Below are 23,223 nucleotides of genomic sequence, written 5' to 3'. Positions count from 1 at the left end.
CCCGGCACCCGCCGGGGCGTTTTGCTTATACCGCCCGCGGCAACTGTTGCAGGCGACTCCGCGTACGCTGAATATCCTCCAGTTCCACCCCGGCCACCAGCGTCTCCAGATCGCAGCAGGTTACCAGCAGCAGGCGGATCTGCTTTTCATACAGCACATCGATCACGTTGATAAAGCGCTGCTGGGCCGCTTGCCCCACCGTAGCCAGCGGCGGCACCTCATCCAGTAACCAGACCGTATAGCTTTCGCTGAGCATCAGATAGTCCATCACCGCCGTGGCGGCCTGACAGAGTTGGGCAAAGGTGAAGTGGAGCAGAGTGGATGACGCCGTGGTAGCCAGCAGGGTGCGATAACCTACCGTCAGCGAAACCGGTTCGGCAGACAGCGACGGCAGGTCATACAGCTGACGCTGTTGTGCATTCGGATTAACCCACATCCGCCCGCTGCAGAAGGCATTATCGACGCTCAGATGACGCTGGCGATAATCCTCCTCACCGTTCAGCGCGACGACCGCCAGGTGGGCGCGGATCAGCGCGATCGACGGTAAAAAACGATCGTGATACAGCGGATTGGGCAGCAGCATCTCCGGTGGATAGTTTGACGTCGCCAACAGCACAATGCCGCGCTGAAAGAGATGCTCCAGTAAGACCTTGATCAGCATCGCGTCGCCAGGGTCGTGAAGATGAAATTCGTCGAAGCACAGCAGGCGACAGCCGGAAGTCATCTGCCTCATCACCGCCTGCAGGTCGGGCGCGCCGGGAGCATTCAGCCGCTGATGTAGCTCGCGGAAGAAGTGATGAAAATGGACCCGCCGCCGGGCGGCGAGCGGCAGGCTGGCAAAAAAGTGGTCGAGGATAAAACTTTTCCCCCGCCCGGTCCGCCCCCAGACGTACAGCCCCTGCGGCGTACCAGCCGCGGACAACAGCTGCTGGCCCAGAGCATCCAGGCGAGCGATCAGCGACAGCTGATCGTCATCGAGCGTCAGACGCGCCCGCGCCGCCTGCTCGGCCATCACACGGGTAAAGCGAAACTCAGTCGCCATCTCTGGCTGATCTGAATACGACGCCATACATCCCTCTTTTAACATTCTTATAACCTCCTGCGAGGAGGCCATTCTAGCCGCTTTCCTGCGGGTTGGCGAATCGCACAACGGGAAATACCGTCCGCGGTGATTTACTTCAATTCTTCGCCTGGCATGCGGCGAAAACTAGCATGAATCTCATTTTTCATGGTGTATCGCGATATCTTGCGCTAAAGATTGCAGCTAACGCGTAGGATTAAAAATATAAAACTATTAACAATCAATTAACATTAGCAGGCAAACCATTCATCCTGAGGAATACAACACCATGTCTACCACCCAGGTTCTCGGCGGCGCGCCTTATGCCTCGCCAGGACAACCGCACGCCAGCTTAACCGGACGCATTGATGCGCTGCCCGCCTCCTTCGGTTTATGGTCGTTTATCACCCTGCTCTCCCTCGGTGGCTTCTTCGAGCTCTACGACCTGTTCCAGACCGGGTATATCAGCGCAGGGCTGCTGGCCGACGGGATTTTCCACACCGGGCAGGCGGGGATATTCGGGATTGCCGATCAGGCGGCTTTTGCCTCCGCCACCTTTATGGGGCTGTTTATTGGCGCCAGTCTGTTGGCGCCGCTGGCGGACAGGCTGGGGCGACGTCTGACGTTTATGGTGGCGCTCGCCTGGTACGGCCTCTTTTCGCTGCTGATGGCGACGCAGAGCAGCGCGGAAGGGGTGATCTTTTTCCGCTTTCTGGTGGGGATCGGCCTCGGTATTGAGCTGGTGACCATTGACACCTATCTCAGCGAATGGATGCCAACCCATCTGCGCAATAAAGCGTTTGCTTTCGCTTTCTTCATCCAGTTCCTGTCGGTTCCGGCGGTGGCGCTGATGTCCTGGATGCTGGTGCCAACCACCCTCTTCGGCCTCAGCGGCTGGCGCTGGGTGATCATCTTTGGCGCGCTGTTCTCGCTGGCGATCTGGTTTATCCGCAAAAAGCTGCCGGAGTCAGCGCGCTGGCTGGAAAGCAAAGGGCGGCATGATGACGCGCATGCGGTGATGAGTGAGATGGAAGCCCGCTGTGGCGTGACGCCGTCGCCGAAGCATGCGCATGCGGCACAGAGCGTCGTCAAACGCGGCACCTTCCGCGAAATCTGGGCGCCGCAGTATCGGCAGCGCACCCTGATGCTGATGGTGATGAACTTCTTCCAGGCGATCGGCTTCTTCGGCTTTGGCAACTGGCTGCCGGCGCTGCTCTCCGGTCAGGGGGCCAGCATCACTCACAGTCTGCTGTACGCCTTCTTTATCACCCTCGCCTATCCGCTGGGCTGCCTGTTCTGTACCCGCTTCGTGCATCGCTTTGAGAACAAATGGCAAATTGTCCTCTCCGCGCTGATGACTGTCATCTTCGGGACCCTGTTCGCCCTGCAAAACAGCCCGATTCTGCTGGTGATCTGCGGGTTTATGATCACCTGGTCCAACGCCTGGCTGACCATCAGCTACCACGCCTACCAGGCCGAGGTCTTCCCGACCCATATTCGCGCCCGCGCCGTCGGCTTCTGCTACTCGTTCAGCCGGCTCTCCACCGCGGTGACCAGCATCCTGATCGGCATTATTCTGCAATACGCCGGCACGCCGGGGGTGATTAGCTTTATCGTCGTCAGTATGCTGATGGTGATGCTGTCGGTAGGGATCTTCGGCCCCAGAACGCGGGGCATTCGACTGGAGAATATCTGAGGTTGTCGCAGGGACTGGCCTCAGCCAAAAATCCCCTGCGCCTCGGCGAAGCATTTTTCCGCCAGGGTTGATACCGGCTCCTGCTGGCGCATAATGAGCGCCAGCTGTGAATCGACCTGGGTTTCGGCGATCGGCAGAATGTCAAGATTATCGCTCAGCGCTTCGAGGCCGTTGTTGAGCGGCATAATCGCGCAGCAGATCCCCGCCTGCACCGCCTGGATAATCTGAAACGTCGAATCGCTTTCAAAAACATACTTCGGCGTTAGCCCTTTAGCCTTAAAGCTGATTTCAATGGATTCCCGGTAGTACATTCCCTTGGTCAGAAAACCGAGGGGCAACGTCGCCAGCGCCTCCCACCCCGGCGTCGCACCGCTGAAGTCGAAATGGCGTTTATCATGCAGGAGCCCCATCCGGGTTTGCGGCAACCGGGCGACCTTAAACAGGCGCTGGTCCAGATGCTGCAGATAGCAAATGCCCAGATCCAACTGGTTACGGCTGACGCCATCGATAATCTGCTCCGAGGTCATCGACAGCAGGCTGAACTGCAGCGCCGGGTATTTCTCCGCCAGCGGTTTAATCAGCTGCATCGGGTTCAGGCTCGCCAGCGGCACCATGCCGACCCGCAGCTGACCGACCATCTGCCCGCGACAGATCGCCGCCTCTGCCGCCAGACCATCATGGGCAGCCAGCACCGCCCGCGCCCAGGCCAGGATCCGCTCACCTTCCGGGGTAAACCCCTCAAAGCGCTGGCCGCGCTGAATAAGCGTCAGGTTCAGCTCCTCTTCCAGATTACGAATGCGCATGGAGAGGGTCGGCTGAGTAATATGGCAGGCCGCCGCCGCCTGGCCAAAATGGCGCGTCTGATCGAGCGCGATCAAATACTTGAGTTGCTTAATATCCATTCTCTTTCCCGTTTGAACCCCGCCGTTCACCCCCGGGGCCGCGCACAGGTTACCAGAATGTTAGTTTCAGTAGCGATAAATTCAAGCGAGGATATCACGAGGTGCTGTGGGGCGCAGGACGGCGCGATGCCGCCCTGCGCCCTGCTTTTTAGCGTACGCCGGCCAGCGGACGGATCTCTTTCGAGCGCAGCGTCAGACGAACGGGAACCGACTTATATGAAGGGGTGCCGCTCTCTTCATCCAGATAGTTCAGCGGCACCAGCACGTTGGCTTCCGGATAATAGGCCCCGACGGTACCGGGCGCGATGCCGTAGGCTACCACCGTGATATCTTCCAGCGTCAGCTCGCTGTCTGGCAGCGCGGTATGAATATCTACCCGATCGCCATGTTCCAGCCCCTGGGCAGCCATGTCCTGTTCATTCATAAACAGCACGTCGCGGCGGCCAAAAACACCGCGGTAGCGGTCATCCATCGCGTAGATGGTGGTGTTGTACTGATCATGACTGCGCAGCGTCACCAGGCGCATCACATCTTCGCCCTCCACCACCACGTTCTCATGCACCCCTTTGAAGACCGAGAACATGGCTTTACCGGTGGCCGTTGGCCAGATGCGCTCGGTCGGCGGTAGCGGCATGCGAAAGCCCCCGGGATGACGAATACGCTGGTTATACTCCTCGAACCCCGGAATGGTCTGTTCGATCAGATCGCGAATGCGGTCGTAATCCTCCACCAGATACAGCCAGTCCACTTTGCTGGCCGGCAGAGTGGCCTTCGCCAGACCGGCGACAATCGCCGGCTCCGAGCGCAGCGTCGGCGAGGCGGGCTTAAGCTTGCCTGAGGAAGCATGCACCATCGACATCGAATCCTCGACGGTGATCGACTGCCGGCCGCTGGCCTGCAGGTCAAGCTCGGTGCGGCCCAGACACGGCAGAATAAAGGTCTCTTTCGCCGTCAGCAGGTGCGAGCGGTTGAGCTTGGTGCCGACGTGAACGCTGAGCTCAAGGCCGCGCATCGCCGGGAAGGCGCGTTCGTGATCCGGCATCGCCACAGCGAAGTTGCCCCCGAGGCAAATCAGGGCTTTGGCGTCGCCGGCGATCATGGCCTCCAGGGCCTTCACCGCATCGTGACCATGATGCCGCGGCGGCGTAATCCCCATCACCCGCTGCAGGCTGTCGAGGAAGGCCGCGGAGGGTTTTTCACTGATCCCGACGGTGCGGTTTCCCTGCACGTTTGAGTGGCCGCGCAGCGGACAGATGCCAGCGCCCGGCTTGCCGATGTTGCCGCGCATCAGCAGCAGGTCGGCAATCAGACGGACGTTGGAAGTGCCTTTATTATGCTGGGTAATACCCATGCCGTAGGTGACGATGGTGGCCCTGGATTTGGCGTAAGCCACGGCGACCTGGGTCAGGGATTCGCGCGTCAGGCCGGACTCCTGTTCGATATCCTGCCAGCGGGTGGCATGCAGATCCTCGGCGAAGGCAGAGAATCCCTGGGTATGCTGGGTAATAAACCCGTGGTCGAGTACATTGCCCTGCTCCTCCTCCAGCTGCAGCAGCGCTTTGGCGATCCCTTTCAGCGCCGCCGCGTCGCCGCCGGCCCGCACCTGGTAGTAGGTCGAAGCGATCGGCGTCGAGCGCCGGGTCGCCATCTCCATCACGTTCTGCGGGTCGGCAAAACGCTCCAGCGCCCGCTCACGCAGCGGATTGAAAACGATAATCGGCACGCCGCGGCGGGAAAGCTCATGCAGGGTGCCCATCATCCGTGGGTGGTTGGTGCCCGGATTATGGCCGATGGAGATCACCAGCTCGGTCTGGTCAAAATCGTCGAGGGAGACGGTGCCTTTGCCAATCCCGATCGACTGCGGCAGGCCCACGCTGGTGGATTCGTGGCACATGTTGGAGCAGTCGGGGAAGTTGTTGGTGCCATACTCGCGGGCGTACAGCTGGAACAGCCACGCTGCCTCATTGGACGCCCGGCCAGAGGTATAGAACTCGACCTCATCAGGCTGCAGGCCGCGAAGGATCTCGCCGATGCGGGAGAAGGCCTGCTCCCACGCCACCGGACGCAGAGTATCGCTGGCGCGGTCGTAGACTAAAGGATGCGTTAAGCGGCCATAGCCCTCCAGTTCGAAATCGCTCTTCGCCAGCAGGGAGGTCACGGTGTTGGCCGCGAGGAACGCGGGCGTCACCCGTTTGGTGGTCGCTTCCCAGGTCACGGCTTTGGCGCCATTTTCGCAAAACTGAAAAGTGGATTTATGCTCTTTATCCGGCCAGGCGCAGCCCGGGCAGTCAAACCCATCCGGCTGGTTAGTTCGCAGCAGCGTGGCGGGCGCTTCGAAAGCATCCATCTGGGTACGCACAGCGATGGCCGTGGCCTTCAGGGCGCCCCACCCGCCTGCCGGGCCATCATAGGGGTGAACACCGGGCACCGCGCGTCTTTTATTGGTCATCTTTTAACTCCTGCTGCTCTGTTCTGGCCGCCGCAGCCTGAAAAAAGGCGTACGACGGCCCCGGGCGACGTGGCGTGGTTAGCACGGCGTCACCTGATTAGGATGCGGTTTCTCAAGGATAGTACGATGGGAAAGCGTAGGTGCTGCGTTTGTTAACTGAATAATAACATACACAACAAATCTGTATAATTGATGTTATCTATCAGGTGTTAAATTTAACTTATTTGCAAATTTTCGCGGTTATCGTCGCTGTGCGCTGACGGATAAAAGACCCACGGGAAAGCGATGACCGGGCAGCGGAAACCGCCCGGTGGGTCTGATTCAGGTCAGATTGAAGTAACGGTCCGGACGCAGCGTCTCCGGCAGCGGATGCTGACCGGTCATGTCGAGCAGATTGCGCTCAATGGTATTGCACATGGCGTTCAGCGGCAGATCATTGGCGGCGGTACCGAAAGGATCTTCCAGCTCTTCCGCCAGCGAATCCCACGACAAAAAGGTGTAGGAGATAAACACCGAGACAAACGGCGTCATGTAGTGCAGATCGCCGACCAGCGCAAACGGCAGCAGCGTGCAGAACAGGTACACGGTGCGCTGCAGGATCAGGGTATAGGCGAATGGCACCGGGGTGGTCGCCAGCCTTTCACAACCGCCCAGCACGTGCGCCAGCTCATCGAGTTTGTTGTCCATCAGCCCGTAGGTGATGTCGCTGAGCTTGCCCGCCTCCCGCAGCTGGCCAATTTCGTTGCCGACCAGCAGCAGGATCCGGTTGGTGGGCATTGAGCTGGCGAGGATCTCCGCCACCTTGTCATCCGGCAGCAGCCGCCGCAGGTCAGCCGTCGGATCGGTTTTGCGCAGCTGGTGCTTCAGGCTCCAGCTAAAGGCCACCAGATAGCTGACGATGCGGCGATGGACATCGTGTTCGGCCGGCAGGATATTGCGCAACTGGCGTACCAGCGTACGTTCGGCGATAAGCACCGTCCCCCACAGATTGCGCGCTTCGACGAACCGGCTGTAGCTGGCGCTGTTGCGAAAGCCGAGAAAAATCGCAATCGCAATCCCCAGCAGGCTGAACGGCGCCACCGTTAAGTGGATCCCCAGCTGCTCGTACCATTGATAGCTGATAATGGCGATGATGGACATCAGCACATTAAGCAGCAGACGAAAGATGATTTTCGACAGCACGGAGCCGTGCCAGTCAAATAAGCGAAGAAACCAGTGTTGTTCTGGCCGAATGATCATTGTCTGACTTCCTGAATTACCGCTCTGGTCATTATCTCTGAATAAAGAATAGAGATTATCTATGAACCGATTGGTTTATTTTATCGTTAACTGCGATGGGCAGATCTTCGCCATTATTTAGCGATGGTAATGGCGTTTTTAGTATGTGCTTTTTTTATATTTCAGGCAATCGATGCGCCAGCAATTAAGGCTCAGGGAAAAAATAGCCGCTGAGCCAATAAAATTGCCGGTTCAGGACACCGGGTGCGCCAGGCCGCTTTTGTCAGCCCCGCCTAGCGCGCTGGCCGCGTCGCTGGGATCAAGATGCACCATTACGTTAAGCACCGGATGCTGCGCCAGGACCCGCTCCCGCGCCTGACGGGCAATCTGATGTCCCTCGGCTACCGACATCTCTCCCGCCACCTCGAGATGGACATCCACCAGCACCAGATCCCCCGCCTTACGGGTTTTCAAATCGTGCAGACCCGCCACGCCCGGCGTGGCCTGCAGCGTGCCGGCGATCGCCCGCTGCGTCTCTTCATCGACCGCGCGGTCCATTAAATCGTGCAGCGCCGTGGCGGCGAAACGATAGCCCATGCGGGTGATTAGCAGTCCCACCGCCAGCGCGGCAAGCGGATCGAACCAGGCGAACCCGGCCAGGTTACCGATAATCCCCAGCGCCACCACCAGAGATGACGCGGCATCGGAGCGGGCATGCCAGGCGTTGGCGATGAGCAGCGATGAATTCAGCCGCGTGGCGACCGCCAGCATATAGCGAAACAGCCCCTCCTTAACGGCCAGCGCCACCAGCGCCATCCACAGCGCCACGCTGTGCACCGCCGGAATCGTCTGCGGCTGCGCCAGGTGACCTGCCGCGGACCACAGCATGCCGACCCCGACCAGCACCAGGATCGCGCCGAGGATCAGCGAGGCGCCATTCTCGTAGCGCCAGTGTCCATAGTGGTGATCGTGGTCTGAGGGTCGACGGCTCTTTTTATTCGCCACCAGCACCACCCCATCGGCGACCAGATCGGAAAAAGAGTGCATCCCATCAGCAATCAACCCCTGGGAGCCAGAGAATATTCCCACCACAACCTGAAACACGGAAAGGAAAATATTGACCACCACGCTAATAAGGGTACTCTTTCGCGCCTGCATCGAACGCTCATGATATTTATTATCATTTTCAAAATTATATTGTGTCATTATTTCTCTCCCTTTGTGAGCGGGAAGAATAAACTGACAAGCTGAGTTTATGCTTAACAATATAAAAGCCATTGCCTTTCCGTTTAACGATATCGGCGCTGTCGATTATTAATATATTCTGAAAGGGTGGCAGGACAGGTACAACCGCGCGCGGATGGGCTATCTTATGACTGGCCCGGCAGGTCGGGCCACTTTCTCTTCACCACCACAGGAGTCAGCGATGTCAGAGAACACCTCATCCCGGCTGCGTTTTGCCATTAACCTGGGCAACGCGGTCCTGGCCCATCTCGGGGAGACGGGGGAGCCCGCAGGTCTCACCGTCGAGCTTAGCCATCGGCTGGCGACGCGCTGGGGCGTCACCGCCGAGTTCGTCCCCTATCCTGCCGCCGGAAAAGTGGTGGCTGACGCCGGCGGTGATCACTGGGACATTGCGTTTCTGGCCATCGACCCGGCCCGGGAAGCGACCCTGCGTTTTACGCCTCCCTACATCACCATCCAGGGGACCGCGCTGGTGAGAGCCGGTTCGCCCTGCCAGAGCGTGGCCGACATGGATCGCCCGGCAACCACCATTAACGTCGGGCAAAACGCCGCTTACGATCTGTGGTTAACCCGTCATCTGCAGCACGCCAGCCTGAATCGCCTTCCCTCCTCGCAGGAGGCCATCGACGCCTTCCTCACCGGTGAAGGAGATATGGTCGCCGGTATCCGAAAGCCGCTGGAGGCGACAGCCCGTCAGCACGCTGGGGTGCGGGTACTGGCGGATAATTTTACTGAGATCCAGCAGGCCATCTGCGTCGCCCGGGCGGATGTCGCTGGCTTCAACGCGGTGAATGACGCGCTCAGCGAGTGGCGGGCGGATGGCAGCCTGGAGGCACTGATTGCCCGACAGCTGGGCAAGGCGGAGTGACCTTCACTCCACTTGCATCCGGCGCATGGCGCAATGCCAGGCGCCGTTGCGTACCGAAGCACGGAGCACGCGGGCCACGCCATGCACCAGCAGGCGCGTCGTGCGCCGCTGCAGCGGCGTGAGCGACAGCCCCAGCATCTCCTGCGCCCATTCCGGCAGCAGATCGATCCCGGCGCGCATCATGACCTGACCCACCGGCTGGCTCAGCCTACCCGGCAGACGAGTAGAGAGCAGCACCTCGGCTACCTCCCGGGTACGTTCGTCACAGCGCAACTGCGGGCGCATCGCCTCGAGATAGTCCGCCACTTCCTGCGGCGTCTGAGGGATGTCCTGGGCCCCCAGCCGACGGGCGATTTCCGCCGACTCGCGGAAATAGTCCTCCTGGCGCTCGGCGCTGACCACCGTCCGCTTGTAGCGCAGGTGGGAGGCCATAAAGCGGCTGCACTCGGCGACGTGCACCCAGGTCAACAGCGCCGGATCGCTGGCCTGATAAGGAGTGCCGTCCTTATCCACCCCGCCGATCCGCTGATGGATCCCCTGCACTTTGGCGATGAGCCGCTCGGCGTCGGGGGTAGTGGCAAAGGTGGTGGCGGAAATAAACTGGCTGGTGCGGCGCAGGCGGCCAAAGATGTCCTCACGGAAACGGGAGTGATCCCAGACGCCGGCCAGCGCCAGGGGATGCAGCATCTGCAGCAGCAGCGCGCTGATGCCGCCGCAGAGCATCGAGGTAAAATCGCCGTGTACCTGCCAGATGGCCGACTGCGGACCAAACAGCCCCGGCTCCCCTTTAGGCTGTTCAAAATCGATCTCTTTTAGCGCCATGCCGGTCAGGCCGAGCACCTGCGCCTCGATCATCCCGCGAATGCCGATCATGATGATGTCCCTTACGTGCAATTAAAGGACAAAAGATACCACTATTGGGCAGCGCAGGGAGAGATATTGGGAAAGGGTGCCCGCTGCGCGCGGGCACGACAGCTTACGGATTCAGCTGGTAGTCGAGAGTGATATTGGCTTTCAGCACCTGCGATACCGGGCAACCGGCCTTCGCTTTCTGAATGATCTCATCGAACGCCGCCGGCGCAACGTCCGGCAGAACAATCTGACTTTGCAGCGCGATGTCGGTTATCGCAAAGCCGCCGTCGGTTTTATTGAGGGTGACCACCGCCGTCGTGTCGATAGACGTTGCGGTATAGCCCTCTTCGCTGAGCATCAGCGACAGGGCCATTGAGAAACAGGCGGCATGCGCGGCGCCAATCAGCTCCTCAGGGTTAGTGCCTTTCACCCCTTCAAAACGGGTGTTAAAGCCGTAGGGCTGCTGGCTCAGCGCCCCGCTCTCTGTCGACACGGTGCCTTTGCCATGTTTCAGATCGCCTTCCCAGTGCGCCAGCCCTTTCTTATGAATCGCCATGTGACTCCTCCTGTGATGATGTCGAACAAAAAGTATAGTGCGTGATGCCGAACCTGCGCCTTTTCTGCGGCCTGGGCATCACTGTGCCCTTAAGGATCTCGTGGTCAGCCTCGCTAACGACCATCGTGTGGCTGATAAGGATCGGTTTTGTCGTCCTTGCTGTCGTCCCGTTTACGCGGCACTTCGCCATGCTCGGCAGGCGCCTCGCGCGCAGGATGTTTTTCGCCCTGCTCACCTTGCGGCTGAGATGTGTTACTCATATCGGCGTTCTCCGATTACTTAGGCGACTGCTTGAGCAGACGATCGACACGCACCACCGGCGGCGTCATTTTGCGATCGAGGCTACCGTTGATGCTGACCAGATCGTCAGGCTCTACGTGCTGTTCGTTAAACGCGGCGGCCGGAATGATGGCAGTGATGGTGCCGCTTTTATCGCGAAACTGATAACGGTCATTGTCCTGGCGGGTGAGCACATTACCGCGCAGTGAAATAGTCGCGCCATCGTGCATGGTTTTCGCCTGCTCAACGGTCATGATCCGGCCATCCTCGACGCCGCGATAGCCGTCATCGAGTTTGTGCGGCGGCGGCGGTGCGGCATCCTGACTAAAACCGCCCTTATCGTCCGCCTGTGCAATACCCACGGCGAGTACACAGGCCATAGCGAGCGCTAATTTTTTCATCATCCCTCCGTCATTTTACCGATGATTAGAATAAAGCCTGGCTGAGGCGATTCATTTTTACAAAGTCAATTGTTCTGATATCGACTAATATAAGAATGTCCTTATCGTTACGCTGTTGCCGAAACGAAACGCGGGGAAAATAATAATGATTAAGAATCAACAGGATTGTCCCATCGTTGACGAGAATGAACGAGCACTACGCTTCGAATATCGATTCCGGCGCTATGGGATAATTGTTCTGAGTCTCATCATTCTTACCGCGCTAAGCGGTCTGTGGTCCTCCGGTTATTTCAGTGAAGCGCACCGGGAAAGTGCCAAAGGTGAATTAAGCGTCGATTATCAGCGGTATGCCAGACTGATGAGTGAAACCGAAGTGAATATTCAGATTAAACCCGATGGAGGTAGTGAAAAAATTATCAGCTTCACCGCCCCGTTTTTATCGCGCTACCAGGTCGGTGATATCCGCCCGCAGCCAGATAAAATGTACAGTGCCGAGGGGAAATTATACCTCGTGTATCAGCAAGCGGCCACCCGCTCGCCGATGTCCGTGTGGTTATCCATTACCCCAAAAACAGCCGGCAATATTTCCCTGCAGGCGGCAGTGAACGATCGCGCGCCTGTCACCTGGAACCAGTTTGTCTATCCCTAGGAGTGGCTATGGAAATGGTCCTCAGAGCCGCAGCAATCTATTTTATCCTGTTGATTATTTTTAAGATTGCTGGCAGACGAACGCTGATGCAGTTAACCAACTTTGATCTAATATTGCTGTTGATAATTAGCGAAGCCACCCAACAGGCGATGCTCAGCACAGACTATTCCGTCACCGGTTCGATGCTCACCATCGTCACTCTGGTGGGTGTTGATATTTTATTCGGCTATATTAAGAAACGCTTCTCGCAGGCGGAAAATTTCATTGATGGCAGCCCGGTTATTGTGGTGGAAAATGGTGCTGTCATCGACGAAAAGATAAAGCTCGTCAATATCTCTGTCGATGATATCCTGCTGGCAGCCAGGCAGCACCATGGGATCTATGAGCTCAAAGCGATCAAATTCGCTATCCTCGAGCGAAACGGCCAGATATCCATTATTCCTGAACAGGAATAGTCTCAATTTTATTTATCGCGCTCCGGTTGTTTATCACCTGATTCGGGGGCGCGGGTGGCGTCATCCTCTTCTTTTTCAACGCTAAGCATGTTTAATGTCACCATTTTTCCTCCTCGCGGGTTGACAGGGTTCTAACAGATTATAGAACGTCCTCGCCGATGCAGGCACGATCCAGCCAGCATCATCCGGATATGTCGTCTGATTCACACTGCGTATATTCCAGGATATTTCCCACCTCGTCATTGTCATTTGTGAGGAATAATTAACCGATCTGTGCAGTTAATATTGCGCTAGCCAAAAAAAATGAGGTCTCTATGTCTGTGATGGTAATTACCGGGGGAACCGCGGGGGCGGGCAAAGCCACCGCGCTGCGTTTCGCTCGCGCAGGATACCACGTGGCGCTGATTGCCCGAGATGAGACGGGTCTGCAGGAAGCCCAGCAGGCCTGCGAACGGTTTGGCATTAAAACGCTGGCCATTAGCGCCGACGTCGCCGATGCCGGGGCGCTGCAGCGCGCCGCCGCCGAGGTGGAAGCCACACTTGGCGCGATAGACGTTTGGATCAACAACGCCATGACCACCGTGCTGGCCCCCTTTCGTCAGATGAGCGAGGAGGAATTTCGCCGGGTGACGGAGGTGACCTATCTCGGCTATGTCAACGGCACCCGTGCGGCGCTGGAGGTGATGGCGCCCCGGGATCGGGGAGTGATTATTCAGGCCGGCTCGGCGCTGGCCTGGCGGTCGATTCCCCTGCAATCGGCCTACTGTGGAGCCAAGGCGGCGATCCGCGGCTTTACCGATGCCGTGCGTACCGAACTGATGCACGAGAAAAGCCACATCCAGTTGACCATGGTCCAGCTGCCGGGGATGAACACCGCCCAGTTTGGCTGGGCGCGGAATAAAATGGATCAGGCCATGCAGCCGGTGCCGCCGGTCTATCAGCCAGAAGTCGCCGCCGAGGCTATCTATAGCGTCATCCAGCGTCCGGTCAACGAACTGTGGGTCGGGAAAAGCACCATCCAGTCGATCCTCGGCCAGGTCTTCTTTCCTCGCCTGCTCGATCGTCTGATGGTGAAAAAGGCGTGGGAGGGACAGTTTACCGGCCAGCCGAAGCCGGCAGAGCATCAGGACGACCTGTTCACGCCGGTACGCGGCAATCACCCCGGACACGGCCCCTTTAACGATGGCGCACGGCGTAAAGCGGTGACCATCAGCGCCGATCTCCCGGGAAAAGTGGCTGCCGGCGTCGGGGTAGCGGTGGCGACGATGGCCCTGCGGGCGTTGTTCCGTCGTTCCGGGAAACGTCGTTAATCCAGGCTCCGGCTGAACCAGCGGTACCCATACCCGGAAAGCGCCAGCCGCGCATCTTTCCCGCCGTGTAGCCCATCCTGATAGAGCTTATCTTCCAGAATTGGGCTCCAGTAGCCCTCGGCCAGCGGCGGGAGCAGGACCTCTACCGCCTGCTGGCTGCAGTTCGCCAGCATCAGCACTTCCCGCGATTCGCTGCGATAGCACAGGCCCAGCACCGCAGCAGGTTTCACCGCGAGGATGGTGAAAGCAATGGAGCCCGGCTCGGTATATTCCGCCCGCGCCAGCACCATGTTGCGCACCCGGTTCAGCAGCGATCGGGGGTGGCGCAGTGCCGTTTCGACATTGATCCGCTGGTAGCGCCACCGCCCGCTGGCTATCGGTTTTACCGGCAGATCGTCCCGCGCCGCCCGGGAGAAGCCGCCGTTGGGCGCCGCCGACCACTGCATCGGCGTTCTGACTGCGTAGCGCTCCGGTAAGCTCAGATCGTCTCCCATGCCAATCTCGTCGCCATAGCGCATCACCGGCACGCCGGGCAGCGCCAGCAGGATCGCATGGGCCAGCGCCATGCGCCGGGTATCGCCATCCAGCATCGGCGCCAGTCGCCGGCGTACGCCACGCTGGTAAACGGACATGGCTTTATCAGGGGCAAAGGTGCGGATAACCTGGCGTTTATTGCGTTCGCCGATCCCCTCGAGATCCAGTTCATCATGGTTACGCAGCCAGTTGACGAAGCAGCACCCGTCCGGCGGGGTCACCATCGCCTGCAGGGCTTTTACCACCGGGGCGGCGCGCTGCTGCGCCAGACTGAGGTAGAGATATTTGTTAAGCCAGAAATTGAGCACCATCTGCAGCCGATCGCTGTGACCGAAGTAATGGCGGTAATCTTCTACCGCAACGTCCACTTCACCCAGCAGTATCGCCTCGGGATTGAGGCGCTGAACGACCTGCCGGAGATGGTTCAGCAGCGGGTAGCCGCGCGCCTCGTCGCCCTTCCCGGCCTGTTTCACCAGATGTGACGCGGCATCGAGGCGAAAACCTGACACGCCCGCCTGCAGCCAGAAGGTGATGATGTTTTCGATTTCAGCGATCACCGGCGGATGAGCAAGATTCAGATCCGGCTCATGACGATAAAACATGTGGCGATAGTATTGCCCGGCCTGTTCGTCCCAGCGCCAGACGCTCTCCTCGACGCCGGGAAACATGGGGGGATCGTCCTTCTGCGGCGGCCTGTCGGCCCAAAGATAGTATGGCCGCCACGGCGACCGGGGATCGCGTCGCGCCGCCTGAAACCACGGGTGCTGGGCGGAAGTGTGCTGGATAACCAGCTCAACAATCACCCGCAGCCCCAGCTCCCGGGCGCGGGCAATCAGCTCAATCACGTCGGCGATGGTGCCAAAGCGCGGATCGGGCTGCAGATGGTCGCTGATATCATAGCCATCATCCTGCAGAGGGGTGAGATAGAAAGGCGTCAGCCAGAGCACCGTCGCCCCGAGGCTGCGAATGTAATGTAGCTTTTGGCGAATACCGGCGAGATCGCCGTAGCCGTCACCGTTAGCGTCATAAAACAGTGAACTATCAACCTGATAAATGACCGCTCTGTGAAACCACTGTTCCCGTTGCATCACTATCACCTTGCTTATTCACCCTGACGGGTGGCCCGTCACTCGCCAGCAGATTCAGCGCGGTTTACGTCCGCCCCTCGCCGTCGGCCGGGGTTTAGCGACAGGCGATACGGTAGCGTGTTCCGCTGAAGGCGCCCTATTCGCCACCGCGTCCACCAGAGCCTGCTGTCTGGCGGTTAATTTCAGAGGAACCTGTTCCTCGACAGCATGGAGCGCGATCGTGTGGCGTTTAACCATAGTTTTTCTCCGGCGGCTTATTTTCCGGCCTCAACGCCAGGCAGATCGGCACGATGCAGAAATTGCCCGACGATCGTCGGCTGATGATGAAGCAGCCAGTCAGCCATGCCTCGCTCCTCCGCCAGCATCGCCTCCAGGGCGTGAATGGCATGGTGGTCGCCCACCCGTTTCGCCGCCGTCAATAAGGCGGTATAGCAGGCGACCTCGAATTGCGCAAAAACATAGGCCGTGATAATGACCTTAATGACCTCATCGCCGGGCAGCATCATCCCAATGGACTGGCCCAACGCGGCGACCCGGCTCATCGCATCCTGCAGCGCGGAGCGGGAAATATGATTACGGGCAATGATATCCTGCAGAGACGATAATTGCCGGCGGGTTTCATAGAGATGTTGTTCAAGACGCGTGCGCAGTGGCGGATAGTTTTCACTCCTTCTGGTTGCCGTGATTAATATTACTTCGGCCTGTTTCTCCATCGCATGAGCATCGCGCAGCCAGTTATGATAATTTTCAATATCCGTCATAAATACCTCTGATAACCAATCCTTTATTTGGATGTGGGATCTTCATTCTCTTCCGCCGCCTGATCCGCTCGCGCTGCGCTATATCCGGATAAATGCCCAACGATATTCGCATAGATGCTAATGAGAATGACCCACAGGACGCTGTTTTTCCACCAGGTTAACGAGGGTATTGCCAGAATGACCCACATCACGGCGGCCACAAGATGGCAACGTTTAATCAATGCCGGTGTCAGTTTCATTTTTATTACCTGCTATGTTATAAATACTTAACCGTTAACCAGCATGTTGCCGATTCATTTACTCTTCGCGTATTGCCGATAAATAAATACGAGTATCCGACCAGATTTATTATTACCAGCCCATATAAACAGAAACCTGCGGACCGGCAGGCCCACAGGTTTTTGTTTCGGCGCCCTTTTTAAAGCGCCTCAGGCTTCAGTCATTAACTGTCACCGGCTTTACGACCACCGCCATGACTGTTCTTACCACCCTTTTTACCGGCTTCGGATGCACGTTCAGGATCATTTTTAAAGTTCCCGCCGCTGTGCTGTCCGCCTTTACGCCCGGCTTCGGATGCTTTTTCACGATCTTCTGCAAAGTTACCTGAACCGCCTCTATGCTCTGCCATAATTTCACCTTTTAGGTTTACTCGATCTCGGTTGGTAAATGGAAAATGACCCTGTTACAAATCATCGCCCTCGATATCTAACACTAGAGGAATGCTCGCAGGAGTCAAATTAACGCCAGGTGTTTATCCATATCAAATAGAAAATAAAAAGAAAATAACGAAGCGGTAATAAAAATAAATACTGCGTAACTCACTTATTCGCCTTAGGTTATCACCATTTTCTATCGTGAAACTTTTCCCCTCGGCGCTTTTGTAAAAAAATGAAAATGATAGATGTTATTTATTTTTTTCTTCAGCCAGACACCACCGTCATAAAAATACTCACAATGAAGTAGTTCATCAACCATCCATAGGTGCAAAAAACTATTTTTTTCACAATGCACACCCCTTCGCCTTTAAAAAAGCATACCGTCATTCAGCCCGCCCGGTAAAATAGCCCCGAGCCGCAAATTAAGAATGGAATAATCCTAATTTAACACCACCAATAATAACGCAGCGACATACAACGAAATCCGCCAAGGATCAGCCGGTTAAAGTCAAATAAAGCCCCTATTTTGCCTGTTAAACAAGAGAGATGATCCTCTCGCGCTGCCTGGCCTGGGGTGAAGCTGACCTATCCTTAGGTCTGGCCCGTTCTGTCTGAAGGAGATGACTATGCAAGATGAAAAACCGCCAATGAAAAAATTACCCACCTCCATGTTGCCAGAAGAGACGGCTCCCCGTCCGGAGTTCCCGGAGCAAGAACAAACCCCGCCGGGTCTGGATGCGGAGATGGAGTCGTCACCGGACCACGGAGAAACCAGCTACACCGGCACCGGGCGGCTGGCGGGTAAGAAAGCGTTAATTACCGGCGGCGACTCCGGCATTGGCCGCGCGGTGGCGATCGCCTTTGCCCGCGAAGGGGCCGATGTCGCCATAAGCTATCTGCCGGAGGAGCAAGAGGATGCCGATGAAGTCATCGCGCTGATCAAAGCCGAAGGTCGCACGGCAGTGGCCCTGCCGGGGGATATTCGCTCCGAGTCCTTCTGTCAGTCGCTGGTGGCCGACGCGGTGGAACAACTGGGAGGCCTGAGCATCCTGGTCAATAACGCCGGACGTCAGCAATACTGCGAGACGCTCGAGGAGCTCACCACCGAAGACTTTGACGCCACCTTTAAAACCAATGTCTACGCGCCGTTCTGGATCACTCGCGCGGCGCTGCCCCATCTCCAGGCCGGGAGCGCAATCATCAATACCACCTCGGTGCAGGCCTATAAACCCAGCCCAATCCTGCTCGATTATGCCCAGACCAAAGCCTGTCTGGCGATCTTTACCAAATCGCTGGCCAAGCAGGTGGCGAAACGAGGCATTCGCGTCAACGCCGTGGCGCCAGGCCCATACTGGACGGTGCTGCAATCCAGCGGCGGCCAGCCGGACGAGAAAGTGAAACAGTTCGGCAAAGACACACCGATGGGCCGCCCGGGGCAGCCGGTCGAGATCGCCCCGCTGTACGTCACCCTGGCATCAGACGCCTGCTCCTATACCTCCGGTCAGGTGTGGTGTTCTGACGGCGGGGACGGCGTGGTCTAAATCCGTCGCCTCCGGGCCGATAAGCGGGCCGGCGTTATGCCGGTCCCTCCCCAACACGATCGCCGCGCAGCCCCTGCGTGGCGATTTTTCCTCTCCCGCAGCGTGTTTAGCCGGCTGCATGCTATGATATCCGCCCGCCGCTGTGCGCTGACCCTGAGGACAACTGATGAGTAATGAGATCCCCCTGAAATTTTATGACATCGTGGACGAGTACGAGACCGAAGCGGCCTCCCCGGTTAAAGAGACGGAACGCGATGCGCTGGCACGCTATTTTCAACTGCTGATTGAGCGGCTGATGAATAACGAAGAGATCGATGAAGAGGCGCAGCAGGAGATGGCCCGCGAAGCGGCCATTGATGAACGCCGAATTGACGATATTGCCAACTTCCTTAATCAATGGGGCAACGAGTAAGTCTCATCGTCAGCTCACCGGCAGGGCCACCGCCCGCCGGTGTTGCCGCTGAATGCAACACTCATGTTCAGGCCACGGCGGCAATCTCCCCCAGACGTCGCTGCAGCGCATCCAGAAACAGCGGTAGCCCATCGGGCTGATAGTCGCGGGAAAGATAGATGCCATAGACGCTCAGCGCCTTCGGCGTCCAGTCAGGGAGCACCACCTCCAGCGCCCCGCTGGCCAACGCGCTCCGCGCCTCCAGTTCGGGGAGCATCGCAATGCCGCACCCGGCGACCGCCGCCTCCAGCAGCAGAGAAGAGATCCCCGCGCTCAGATTGCCGCTCACCGCCACCGACGCCTCCTGCCCCTGCGCATCGCTGAACTGCCAGCGCTGGCCGGCAAAGTGGCTGTATAACAGACAGTTATGCTGTTGCAGATCGTCAAGCGTCGCCAGCGGGCCATGCTGCTGGAGCCAGCGCGGTGCGGCACAGAGGAGCGAACGACACAGCCCGAGGCGGCGAGCGATCGCCCCGGGCTCGGGGTTGTCGGTAATGCGAATGGCCACGTCGATGCGCTCGCCGATCAGGCTGACCGGATGGTTATTGATATCCAGCTCCAGGCGCAGCTGCGGATAGCGAGCGAGGAAGTCCGGCAGCAGCGGAGAGATCAGCTGCATTGCCGTGAAGTGCGCGCAGGCGACGCGCAGCGTGCCGCTGGGGTCGGCCCGCTGGCGCTCGCCGGCGATTTCATCGGCGATCCGCGTTAACCCGCGGGTCTTAAGCAACACTTTTTCCCCCGCCGGCGTCAGGGTCAGCCGGCGGGTGGAACGATGGATCAGCCGGGCGCCAGCCCAGTTCTCCATCTGCTCCAGATAGCGACTGACCATCGGACGCGACATCCCCAGCGCCCGCGCCGCGGCGCTGAGACTTCCCAGCTCGCAGATGCGCAGGTACACCTGCGCAGCAATCACCCTGTCCATCATGCCCCCTTCATCTGCACGATTTATGAAACTCAGCATCTCTTATTTCAGGAATTCTATCAAATAGCGAAATCCGTACAATGGAACGCATTCACCTGTTACTGAGAACACATCATGAAATTATCTGCTCTTGCTGTTGCCACCGCCCTGTTCAGCGGTTCGATCTTCGCGGCGCCTCTGACGCTGCAAACCTACAATCCGCAGGAAAAGGGCATCTTTGCCGTTAACTCCACTCTCGTTTCCGGCCCACACGAAGCAGTGCTGTTTGACGCGCAGTTCAGCGTCAAAGACGGCGAAAAGCTGGTAGACATGATCAAGAAAAACGGCAAGCCGCTCACGCGGATTGTGATCACCTCTGGCGATCCGGATTTCTATTTTGGTCTTGAACCGCTGATGAAAGCCTTCCCGCAGGCGGAAGTGGTCGCCACGCCGGAGGTCGTCAAACATATTGAAGCCACCAAAGCGGCCAAACTGGCGTACTGGGGCCCGCAAATGAAAGATGGCGCGCCGACACAGGTGTACGTTCCGCAGGCGCTGAAGGCCAACAGCTTTACCATCGACGGTGAGAAAATAACGATCATGCAGCCGCATGACTACGCGGCGTTCGTCTGGATCCGGGCGAACAAAACGATCCTCGGCGGCACAGGCGTGGCGTGGGGCATGCATCTCTGGACCGCCGACACCCAGACATCGGCCAGTCGCCAGCAATGGCGCCACACGCTGGACCAGATGATCGCCCTGCACCCGCAGCGGGTGATCCCTGGTCATTACCTCGGCACCCCGCCGGAGGGAGACAGCGCGGTGCGCTTCACAAAAACGTATCTCCAGCAGTTTGAGCAGGCGCTGAAGACGCATCAGGATTCGGCCGGGGTGATCAAGGCCATGGAGACGCAGTGGCCGGGCCTGGCGGAGACCAGCTCGCTGGAGTTAAGCGCCAAAGTTAATACCGGCGAGATGAAGTGGTGATCCCGGCTGTGCGTGAGGGAGACTGTTCTTAATCTGGCGCGCGAAGGTTGCTATTGCCCTGAAAATGGACCACCCTAGCTGAGGTCGCACAAAAAACGTGCGGCCGACTTTGGGTTACATTTCATCCGGTCACCACCGGGTTTGCCCTTGAAACCAGAACAGGATAAAGGAGTCAGAATGAAATCGAACCATCAGGCACGTCATCTTCTCGGTCTGAACTATAAGCTTTCCCAGCAGAAAAAAGTGGTGCTGGAAGGCGATGAAGAAACCACCCTCAACCACATCCATGCTACCGGCCGCAAACGCCGCGGTGGTTAATTTTCAGTCTGAGTGATGATAAACAACACCGTCCTGTTGCCAGGATGGTGTTTTTTTATGGCAATTGATTGCTTGTTTACCCGCTTGACGACCATCTGCTCTATACTCTGCCCGCTGCTTTCCACCCGCCCTCGCTTATCGCCGCGCCGGGACTGTGGTCATGATCAAGGAGTTAGTGCGATGCAATTTACCCATAAGAAAAACCGTTCCCTGTACATCCCTTACGCGGGTCCCGTTCTGCTTGAATTCCCCCTCCTCAACAAGGGCAGCGCCTTCAGTCTGGAAGAGCGCAGCAATTTCAACCTTCTTGGCCTGCTGCCGGAAGTGGTTGAAACCATCGAAGAGCAAGCGGAACGCGCCTGGATCCAGTATCAGGGATTCAAAACTGAAATCGACAAACACATCTACCTGCGTAACATCCAGGACACCAACGAAACCCTGTTTTATCGCCTGATCGGCAACCATCTCGAAGAGATGATGCCGGTTATCTATACCCCGACGGTGGGCGCCGCCTGCGAACGTTTCTCCGAGATTTACCGTCGCGCCCGCGGCGTCTTCATCTCTTACCAGAATCGCCATAACCTTGACGACATCCTGCAGAACGTCCCGAACCATAACGTGAAAGTGATTGTGGTCACCGATGGCGAGCGTATTCTCGGCCTCGGCGACCAGGGGATCGGCGGGATGGGGATCCCGATCGGCAAGCTGTCGCTGTACACCACCTGCGGCGGCATCAGCCCGGCTTATACCCTGCCCATCGTGCTGGACGTTGGAACAAACAACCAGCAGCTGCTCGACGATCCGCTGTATATGGGCTGGCGCCATCCGCGCATTACCGACGACGAGTATTATCAGTTCGTTGACGACGTGATCCAGGCGATTAAGGCCCGCTGGCCGGACGTCCTGCTGCAGTTTGAAGACTTTGCGCAGAAGAACGCCATGCCGCTGCTCAACCGCTATCGCAATGAAATCTGTTCATTTAATGACGATATTCAGGGCACCGCGGCGGTCACCGTCGGGACGCTGATCGCCGCCAGCCGCGGCGCCGGTAGCCAGCTCAGCGAGCAGAAAATCGTCTTCCTCGGCGCGGGTTCCGCCGGCTGCGGCATCGCCGAGCAGATTATCGCCCAGATCGTCCGCGAAGGCGTTAGCGAAGAAGAGGCCCGCCAGCGCGTGTTCATGGTTGACCGCTTCGGCCTGTTAACCGACGGCATGCCTAATCTGCTGCCGTTCCAGAACAAGCTGGTGCAGAAGCGTGAGCATCTGCAGGGCTGGGATACCACTAACGATGTGCTGTCCCTGCTGGACGTAGTGCGTAACGTGAAGCCGAACATTCTGATCGGCGTCTCGGGTCAGCCGGGGCTGTTCACGGAAGAGATTATCCGCGAGATGCACAAGCACTGCCCGCGGCCAATCGTGATGCCGCTCTCTAACCCGACCTCACGGGTGGAAGCGACGCCGCAGAATATCCTGAGCTGGACCGACGGCGAGGCGCTGGTCGCCACCGGCAGCCCGTTTGCCCCGGTCACCCTGAAAGGCAAGCAGTACGCCATCGCGCAATGCAATAACTCTTATATCTTCCCGGGCATTGGTCTGGGGGTCATTGCTTCCGGCGCGTCGCGGGTCACCGACGAGATGCTGATGGCCGCCAGTGAAACCCTGGCGAAACACTCGCCGCTGGTAAACAACGGCGAAGGTCCGGTGCTGCCGGAGCTGAAGGATATCCAGACCGTCTCACGGGCAATTGCCTTCGCGGTCGGCAAGGTGGCGCAGGAGCAAGGCGTGGCGGTGAAAACCTCCGCTGAAGCGCTGCTGCAGGCCATTAGCGATAATTTCTGGCTGCCGGAATATCGCAATTATCGCCGCACCTCGATTTAATCACGCTCACCGGGTCGACATATCGGCCCGGTTATTAATAACGTCAGAATAATATCTCCCGCCACAGAAACATCTTTTTCGCCCATATTCATTCATCGTAAAAATATAAAACGGATAGCATTTGCCGCACGCCCTCCGCTGTGCAAAATAGTTGTTTCTCACCCCCTC

26 protein-coding genes are annotated in these 23,223 nt (G+C 58.0%); 10 read left to right on the top strand and 16 right to left on the bottom strand.

What is annotated here, in order from left to right:
- Positions 1-25: 25 nt before the first annotated feature.
- Complete coding sequence (gene zapE, locus SP68_RS12070; RefSeq protein ID WP_052470372.1) at positions 26-1,087, bottom strand: cell division protein ZapE; 1,062 nt, start codon at positions 1,085-1,087, stop codon at positions 26-28.
- 262 nt (positions 1,088-1,349) lie between these two features.
- On the opposite strand from zapE, the gene SP68_RS12065 reads away from it, so the two are divergent.
- Positions 1,350-2,756: an MFS transporter gene (locus SP68_RS12065; protein ID WP_008804772.1), complete on the top strand. Its 1,407-nt coding sequence runs from the start codon at positions 1,350-1,352 to the stop codon at positions 2,754-2,756.
- A gap of 20 nt (positions 2,757-2,776) precedes the next feature.
- Here the strand turns inward: SP68_RS12065 and SP68_RS12060 are convergent, their stop codons facing one another.
- The 4 genes from SP68_RS12060 to SP68_RS12045 form a co-directional block, all read right to left on the bottom strand.
- Positions 2,777-3,658: a LysR family transcriptional regulator gene (locus SP68_RS12060; RefSeq protein ID WP_032733087.1), complete on the bottom strand. Its 882-nt coding sequence runs from the start codon at positions 3,656-3,658 to the stop codon at positions 2,777-2,779.
- Between the two features lie 148 nt (positions 3,659-3,806).
- Positions 3,807-6,107, bottom strand: coding sequence for an FdhF/YdeP family oxidoreductase (locus tag SP68_RS12055; protein WP_040968550.1), 2,301 nt, complete (start codon positions 6,105-6,107; stop codon positions 3,807-3,809).
- A 321-nt stretch (positions 6,108-6,428) separates the two neighbouring features.
- Complete coding sequence (locus tag SP68_RS12050) at positions 6,429-7,346, bottom strand: bestrophin family protein (RefSeq protein WP_012968132.1); 918 nt, start codon at positions 7,344-7,346, stop codon at positions 6,429-6,431.
- 231 nt (positions 7,347-7,577) lie between these two features.
- Positions 7,578-8,531 (bottom strand): cation diffusion facilitator family transporter, encoded by a 954-nt coding sequence (locus SP68_RS12045; protein ID WP_012968131.1) that lies wholly within the window; start codon positions 8,529-8,531, stop codon positions 7,578-7,580.
- A gap of 220 nt (positions 8,532-8,751) precedes the next feature.
- On the opposite strand from SP68_RS12045, the gene SP68_RS12040 reads away from it, so the two are divergent.
- Entirely contained in the window at positions 8,752-9,438 is a 687-nt protein-coding gene (locus SP68_RS12040) for an ABC transporter substrate-binding protein (protein WP_040968551.1), read from the top strand.
- Positions 9,439-9,441: 3 nt separating this feature from the next.
- Here SP68_RS12040 and SP68_RS12035 read toward each other — a convergent pair whose 3' ends face one another.
- From SP68_RS12035 to SP68_RS12025, 4 genes are all read right to left on the bottom strand, one after another.
- On the bottom strand, positions 9,442-10,311 hold the full coding sequence (locus tag SP68_RS12035; protein WP_012541625.1) for an oxygenase MpaB family protein: 870 nt from the start codon (positions 10,309-10,311) through the stop codon (positions 9,442-9,444).
- 103 nt (positions 10,312-10,414) lie between these two features.
- The gene (locus SP68_RS12030; protein WP_008804765.1) at positions 10,415-10,846 is read right to left on the bottom strand and encodes an OsmC family protein; all 432 of its coding nucleotides are present in this window, start codon (positions 10,844-10,846) and stop codon (positions 10,415-10,417) included.
- A 113-nt stretch (positions 10,847-10,959) separates the two neighbouring features.
- Complete coding sequence (locus SP68_RS28320; protein ID WP_049139807.1) at positions 10,960-11,106, bottom strand: hypothetical protein; 147 nt, start codon at positions 11,104-11,106, stop codon at positions 10,960-10,962.
- A gap of 15 nt (positions 11,107-11,121) precedes the next feature.
- Entirely contained in the window at positions 11,122-11,526 is a 405-nt protein-coding gene (locus SP68_RS12025) for a YdeI family stress tolerance OB fold protein (protein WP_008804764.1), read from the bottom strand.
- A gap of 145 nt (positions 11,527-11,671) precedes the next feature.
- Between SP68_RS12025 and SP68_RS12020 the strand changes: the two genes are divergently transcribed.
- The 3 genes from SP68_RS12020 (at position 11,672) to SP68_RS12010 (ending at position 13,940) form a co-directional block, all read left to right on the top strand.
- Positions 11,672-12,175 carry a hypothetical protein gene (locus SP68_RS12020; RefSeq protein ID WP_040968552.1) on the top strand — a complete coding sequence of 168 codons (504 nt, stop codon included), beginning with the start codon at positions 11,672-11,674 and terminating at the stop codon, positions 12,173-12,175.
- Between the two features lie 8 nt (positions 12,176-12,183).
- Positions 12,184-12,630, top strand: coding sequence for a DUF421 domain-containing protein (locus SP68_RS12015; protein WP_040968553.1), 447 nt, complete (start codon positions 12,184-12,186; stop codon positions 12,628-12,630).
- Positions 12,631-12,944: 314 nt separating this feature from the next.
- Positions 12,945-13,940 carry an SDR family oxidoreductase gene (locus tag SP68_RS12010; protein WP_012968128.1) on the top strand — a complete coding sequence of 332 codons (996 nt, stop codon included), beginning with the start codon at positions 12,945-12,947 and terminating at the stop codon, positions 13,938-13,940.
- Here SP68_RS12010 and SP68_RS12005 read toward each other — a convergent pair.
- The 5 genes from SP68_RS12005 to SP68_RS11990 all read right to left on the bottom strand — a co-directional run bounded on the left by SP68_RS12005 (position 13,937) and on the right by SP68_RS11990 (position 16,951).
- The gene (locus tag SP68_RS12005; RefSeq protein ID WP_040968554.1) at positions 13,937-15,562 is read right to left on the bottom strand and encodes an alpha-amylase family protein; all 1,626 of its coding nucleotides are present in this window, start codon (positions 15,560-15,562) and stop codon (positions 13,937-13,939) included. The two genes, SP68_RS12010 and SP68_RS12005, sit on opposite strands and share 4 nt — an antisense overlap.
- Positions 15,563-15,616: 54 nt before the next feature.
- Positions 15,617-15,799, bottom strand: coding sequence for a hypothetical protein (locus SP68_RS28890; RefSeq protein ID WP_012968126.1), 183 nt, complete (start codon positions 15,797-15,799; stop codon positions 15,617-15,619).
- 17 nt (positions 15,800-15,816) lie between these two features.
- Positions 15,817-16,323, bottom strand: a complete 507-nt coding sequence (locus SP68_RS12000; protein WP_008804759.1) for a ferritin-like domain-containing protein — start codon at positions 16,321-16,323, stop codon at positions 15,817-15,819.
- Between the two features lie 23 nt (positions 16,324-16,346).
- Positions 16,347-16,562 (bottom strand): hypothetical protein, encoded by a 216-nt coding sequence (locus tag SP68_RS11995; RefSeq protein WP_040968555.1) that lies wholly within the window; start codon positions 16,560-16,562, stop codon positions 16,347-16,349.
- 203 nt (positions 16,563-16,765) lie between these two features.
- Positions 16,766-16,951: a con-10 family general stress protein gene (locus tag SP68_RS11990; RefSeq protein ID WP_008804757.1), complete on the bottom strand. Its 186-nt coding sequence runs from the start codon at positions 16,949-16,951 to the stop codon at positions 16,766-16,768.
- A gap of 654 nt (positions 16,952-17,605) precedes the next feature.
- Between SP68_RS11990 and SP68_RS11985 the strand changes: the two genes are divergently transcribed.
- Positions 17,606-18,520, top strand: coding sequence for an SDR family oxidoreductase (locus SP68_RS11985; RefSeq protein WP_040968556.1), 915 nt, complete (start codon positions 17,606-17,608; stop codon positions 18,518-18,520).
- A gap of 166 nt (positions 18,521-18,686) precedes the next feature.
- The gene (locus tag SP68_RS11980) at positions 18,687-18,932 is read left to right on the top strand and encodes a DUF2543 family protein (protein WP_008804755.1); all 246 of its coding nucleotides are present in this window, start codon (positions 18,687-18,689) and stop codon (positions 18,930-18,932) included.
- A gap of 67 nt (positions 18,933-18,999) precedes the next feature.
- Here SP68_RS11980 and SP68_RS11975 read toward each other — a convergent pair whose 3' ends face one another.
- Positions 19,000-19,893, bottom strand: a complete 894-nt coding sequence (locus SP68_RS11975; RefSeq protein WP_008804754.1) for a LysR family transcriptional regulator — start codon at positions 19,891-19,893, stop codon at positions 19,000-19,002.
- 114 nt (positions 19,894-20,007) lie between these two features.
- Between SP68_RS11975 and SP68_RS11970 the strand changes: the two genes are divergently transcribed.
- On the top strand, positions 20,008-20,859 hold the full coding sequence (locus SP68_RS11970; RefSeq protein ID WP_040968557.1) for a Vmh family MBL fold metallo-hydrolase: 852 nt from the start codon (positions 20,008-20,010) through the stop codon (positions 20,857-20,859).
- A 177-nt stretch (positions 20,860-21,036) separates the two neighbouring features.
- A complete protein-coding gene (gene sra, locus SP68_RS11965) occupies positions 21,037-21,177 on the top strand; it encodes a stationary-phase-induced ribosome-associated protein (protein ID WP_012541615.1) in 141 nt (46 codons plus the stop codon).
- Here sra and SP68_RS28315 read toward each other — a convergent pair.
- Positions 21,174-21,302 carry a hypothetical protein gene (locus SP68_RS28315; RefSeq protein ID WP_046619973.1) on the bottom strand — a complete coding sequence of 43 codons (129 nt, stop codon included), beginning with the start codon at positions 21,300-21,302 and terminating at the stop codon, positions 21,174-21,176. The two genes, sra and SP68_RS28315, sit on opposite strands and share 4 nt — an antisense overlap.
- Before the next feature lie 55 nt (positions 21,303-21,357).
- On the opposite strand from SP68_RS28315, the gene SP68_RS11960 reads away from it, so the two are divergent.
- Positions 21,358-23,055, top strand: coding sequence for an NAD-dependent malic enzyme (locus SP68_RS11960; RefSeq protein ID WP_008804752.1), 1,698 nt, complete (start codon positions 21,358-21,360; stop codon positions 23,053-23,055).
- The last annotated feature ends 168 nt before the right edge of the window (positions 23,056-23,223 follow it).

It is taken from the genome of Klebsiella variicola, assembly GCF_000828055.2.
GTDB lineage: Bacteria > Pseudomonadota > Gammaproteobacteria > Enterobacterales > Enterobacteriaceae > Klebsiella > Klebsiella variicola.
The sequence above is the reverse complement of the archived record's forward strand: the minus strand, read 5'-3'. Positions and strand labels throughout refer to the sequence as shown.